This is a genomic window from Methylophaga sp. UBA1464, assembly GCF_002325665.1.
Classification (GTDB): domain Bacteria; phylum Pseudomonadota; class Gammaproteobacteria; order Nitrosococcales; family Methylophagaceae; genus Methylophaga.
The window spans coordinates 47,462-48,058 of record NZ_DCSO01000071.1 but is presented as its reverse complement, the minus strand read 5'-3'; the positions used below and the strand labels follow the sequence as shown (position 1 = coordinate 48,058).

At 44.9% G+C, this 597-nt stretch carries 1 protein-coding gene and 1 pseudogene; one reads left to right on the top strand and one right to left on the bottom strand.

Features of this window, described 5'->3' with window-relative positions:
* A pseudogene (locus B3O33_RS08630) lies at window positions 1-251 on the bottom strand (hypothetical protein); the annotation flags it as partial.
* Between the two features lie 211 nt (window positions 252-462).
* Between B3O33_RS08630 and B3O33_RS08625 the strand changes: the two are divergent.
* Window positions 463-597, top strand: a 135-nt coding sequence (locus tag B3O33_RS08625; protein ID WP_292363437.1) for a class I tRNA ligase family protein, incomplete at its 3' end; no start/stop codon positions are given.

The window sequence follows — 597 nt, the reverse complement described above, 5'->3', positions numbered from 1 at the left end:
TATTCGCTGGTGAGTTTGGCAATAGCCACTTCAATGTCCTGAAATGGCGACTGACTGCCGCTGATACTAATTTGATCCGTGAGTGCCAGAATGTAAACGACTAATGCCGCCTGATTTTCCGGCTCGATATTGAGGATATCCAGACAGATACTTTCAGCGATTTCTGGCTCCAACAATGAACGATATTGTCGCGCCCGATCCAGAGCCAGCTCAATTGACTCGGCATGTATGTCATGTAAATTCAGATCCATCAGGCTCTCTTACTGCTAGGAATTGCCGTCACGGCAGATATAGCCTCAATCTAAAGCAATTGGCATGGCTTTTCAACGCAACCGTGCCACATAACTGAAAATAGAGTCTGAGAGGGTCTGTTAACCGTTCATGGTGCCCATGAAAGATTAACAGTCCCTGGTTAATCTGTTATCTTTGACGGTTTTCTAACGGCTTAATTCCGGTTTATTTATGCAACGAAAGATTCTGGTCACCAGCGCACTTCCCTATGCCAATGGTTCTGTCCATCTGGGACATCTTGTTGAATATATTCAGACAGATATCTGGGTGCGGTTTCAAAAGATGCAAGGCCACGAATGTCATTAT